This window comes from Sphingobacterium bovistauri, from assembly GCF_020295405.1.
Classification (GTDB): domain Bacteria; phylum Bacteroidota; class Bacteroidia; order Sphingobacteriales; family Sphingobacteriaceae; genus Sphingobacterium; species Sphingobacterium bovistauri.
Window position 1 is genome coordinate 1 of sequence record NZ_JADEYP010000057.1, and the last position, 3,714, is coordinate 3,714.

2 protein-coding genes are annotated in these 3,714 nt (G+C 34.1%); both read right to left on the reverse strand.

What is annotated here, in order from left to right:
• Nucleotides 1-180: 180 nt before the first annotated feature.
• On the reverse strand, nucleotides 181-2,796 hold the full coding sequence (locus tag IPZ78_RS17065) for a TonB-dependent receptor domain-containing protein (protein WP_225555185.1): 2,616 nt from the start codon (nucleotides 2,794-2,796) through the stop codon (nucleotides 181-183).
• 85 nt (nucleotides 2,797-2,881) lie between these two features.
• Nucleotides 2,882-3,295 carry a hypothetical protein gene (locus IPZ78_RS17070; RefSeq protein WP_225555186.1) on the reverse strand — a complete coding sequence of 138 codons (414 nt, stop codon included), beginning with the start codon at nucleotides 3,293-3,295 and terminating at the stop codon, nucleotides 2,882-2,884.
• Nucleotides 3,296-3,714 lie beyond the last annotated feature (419 nt).

The window sequence follows — 3,714 nt, forward strand, 5'->3', positions numbered from 1 at the left end:
TCAATAAACTTTCGGAAACCTTATATTCCTTGCTAATACCTAATATTGATTCTGACGATTTAGTGTACAAATCAATACAAGTCTTCTTAAATGATAATGTGTGTTTTACTTTTCTATCCATAAAAAATGCCCCCAGAAAGTGTCTAACTTTTTGGGGGCAGTGCATAAAGCCTCCTTTTATTATTTAATATGGTATCGGATACCAGAATAAAACATTCTACCGGTCAACGGTCCCCAAAGTAGATTTGTATCAAAGTGTTCGCCAAATGGCTGGTCAAACGCTAGGATTGGATCTTTTTGAAATTTGTTTGATAGATTTTCTCCACCTAAATAAATAGTGAAATTTTTGTCTTTACCAAATGATTTGCTCACTTGAGCATTCATTGTGATATAGGCATCTGAATAATTGTTTAACTGATATTGAGGAGGGTTAGTAGCAGTAGAAGGAAGGCGTTTTGAACCAACAGTATTGAATGTATAATCAAAGCTCCATCCACTGTGCAAGTTATAAGCTAGGTTAATAAAACCTCTATGTTTGGCAGTAAGTGGCTTTTGTAATCTACCTTCTTTATAATCGGTTTGGACATCCAAATATCTATATGCCATTCTTGCCTCAAAGTGTGGGGCTGGCATAAATCTGAACTCGGCTTGTACGCTATTAGAATATGATTTTCCATCTAAATTGTATATAGAAACATTACGTGGGTTTTCCCAATCTAGTATGACTTGGTTCTGAAAATTGTTGTGAAACAACTCTACAGATACGCCAGATTCACGTTCAAATAATAGGAAATTTTGATCTATGGTTATCCCGGTGTTCCATGATACTTCTGGATTTAAGCCATAGGCATTCCCTTGATTTTTTAATAGTGAATAATCAATAGCTCTCGAGGAGGCTAATATACTCATGTTTTCTGCGAAAATATTCGCAGTACGTTGACCACGACCTGTACTGAATCGAATAGTATTTCCTGTGAACGGATTGTACCTTGCTACTAATCTTGGCGTGGTAAACCACCCATATAATGAATTATAGTCTTGTCTCAAACCCAATACTACATCAAATTTTTCAGAGGGGCTATACGTATACTCTGCAAATAGACCAGATACTGTTTCTGTGTGCGCAAAATCGTTTGATTCAATCGATTCGTTGTATTTATCGTATGTTACTGATCCACCAACTTTATACTTGTGTTCTACAGTTCCAATGACATCTTGAAAAATTAAGTTAGCATAACCATTTGTTTGCTCACTATTATAATTTCTTATTCCAAAATAGCTGTCTTGTGTGTAATTAGAAGCTGATAATTGGAGACCAATACTTCTTAAGCGATTTTGTGGAAAAACATACCCAATTTTCGCAAAACCTTCTATTCGCTCATTATCAAACCCTAACCCATAAATGTCTGTTTTTCCTTTGTCTTTGCTTTTGTCAAACTCAATCTGTCCCCCAGTGCGATTGTCGTTAAGATATTTTATACCGAATTGAGCAATCGTACCTTTGCCATTTTCGTAATGCCATCTGTTGATACCAGAAAATAAGTTTCCTACTGGTATATCGCGGAATCCATTATGAGAGAAATTCATATTTTTATTGTACATGAAATTGTCATGTAATAACAATCCAACAGACCATTTTTCATTTATTTTCTGTGCAACATTAAGATTTACATCGGTACGTCCCATGTTATTAGCATAGGCATTGAAATACAATTTTTCAGAATTATGTGGTTTTTTCAATTCAACATTGATCTGTCCTGCCATATTCTCATAACCATTCACTACTGAGCCTATCCCTTTGCTTATATTGATGGATTCAATCCATGTGCCAGCAATACTATTAAGACCTAGTGGAGTTGCAAAACCTCGGGGACCGGGTAAATTTTCAACGGTCAATTGTGTGTAAATCCCGCTAAGACCTAATAATTGGATTTGTTTGCTGCCTGTTACAGCATCATTGCTTACCACATCGACGGAGACAGTAGTTTCAAAACTTTCGCTTAAGTCACAACACGCTGCTTTAAATAATTCTTTAGCAGTAAGAATTTCGACTCTATTTGCGGATAAGGCATTAATGTAGCTTGATTTTCTACTACGAGAGACGACTACTTCGGAAAGCACATTGTTTTGTGCATGTACAACCAATACTTCGTGTAAGTTTTTAATTTCGATGGTGTCTGCTTGCATTCCTGCAAATGAAAATATAAGATTTTTGTTGCCCTTTTCATGTTTTAATTTAAACACTCCATTTTCATTTGTTGTGGTACGAGCAGCTGGGCCTTCTAACCATTTAACATTTACATTTGATATAGGTGTTAAATCAGCTTTATTGTCTTCGTTTACAACAACTCCAGTAATAATGTGCTCATGATCGTGGTGATCTTCGTTGTTTTCTTTACTATGCTCCGCATGTTTGGAGTCATGGTCATCATTTTTATGTTTCTGCGTAGTATCACTACTTCCAATCCGCTCATATAAACAACATTCATGTAGGTTTTTGTATACATCATCATCTGCTCGTACTAAAGGAGTGTCGTGGCCTACATTTGCAATTGCTTGTTGAATTTGTAAAAGCTTAACTTTCTTAGAATCATAACGGACGGTAATATCGTGTGTTTGCAGGACCCAAGTCGAAGCTAGTACGCCAGAAATTTTAGATGCTTTTTCGATTCTTTGTTTACACATACCGCAGTTTCCAGCGATCTCAAAAGAAGCTATACTATCTGATTGGGCAAATATGTTGATATTAAGCACCATAAATAGTGCAAAGAGGGTAGTTTTAATATATAGTTTCATTAATGTTTTTAATTATTTAATACAAAAAAGAGTATTCAGTCAATGCTGAATTATCAACTTGATTTTAATAAAATAAACAAAAATGCTAAATTCTGAAAATACAGTTTTGAAGGTAAATTGGTGGTGAAGAATCTGAAAATGTAAATAAAAAATCTAATGATTTTTTCTGGAGAGTATCTTTAGTAGGTGCTCCAAAGTTAGAAATCCAAAAAATTGGGATTATAGCTGGAGAAAGTTGTACAAAAAACGCTTGATTGATGTTAAAGTTTTCATCACTTAACGGATCAATTTTTAATGTAGAATCTTTACATCCTCCATCACAATTTTCAGTCTTTTGGTGATCATCATTGTGATGCTTTTCGCATAGAGGACAGCTTTTTGTATCAATTTGTTTGTAGAGACTTAATAAAGTTGCATCCTTACATTGATGTATATATATCGTGCCACCTAAGGAAACAAAGGTGAATATTATACATACGAAATATGCTATTAATCTCATTCTTACAAACCTAATAAAAAATTTAATTTAATTTTTAATCATTTGCATTTTTTTTCTATATTAGAAATATATCAATAACCTAATAAAATATGCTACAATTATTAAACGACCCTAATTTTGCTGTTGTCGGAATGTTCGGATTAGGCATGGCTGGTTTTGCACTTGTTAAAGTTTATACCAAAGTCATTTCAAAATTACATTAGTAGAGTAGCAATATATTAAAAAGCTCCAATAATTTTAGAGGGCACTGAAAAAGTCCCCTTTTAGATTGGGCTAAAAAAAGGAGTGGAAAACAACAGTTTTCTGCTCCTTTTTTCGTATCTTAAAGTAGGTTTTAACGGACATCAGGATGCTTTCTACCCAACAAAAAATACATTTCAGTTCCTATTCAGGATTGTACGATATCATTGTTCCAAAAG

Excerpts from the sequence above, each read along its gene's own strand:
- IPZ78_RS17065 (WP_225555185.1), bottom strand. The coding sequence starts at position 2,796 with ATGAAACTATATATTAAAACTACCCTCTTTGCACTATTTATGGTGCTT.
- IPZ78_RS17070 (WP_225555186.1), bottom strand. The coding sequence starts at position 3,295 with ATGAGATTAATAGCATATTTCGTATGTATAATATTCACCTTTGTTTCC.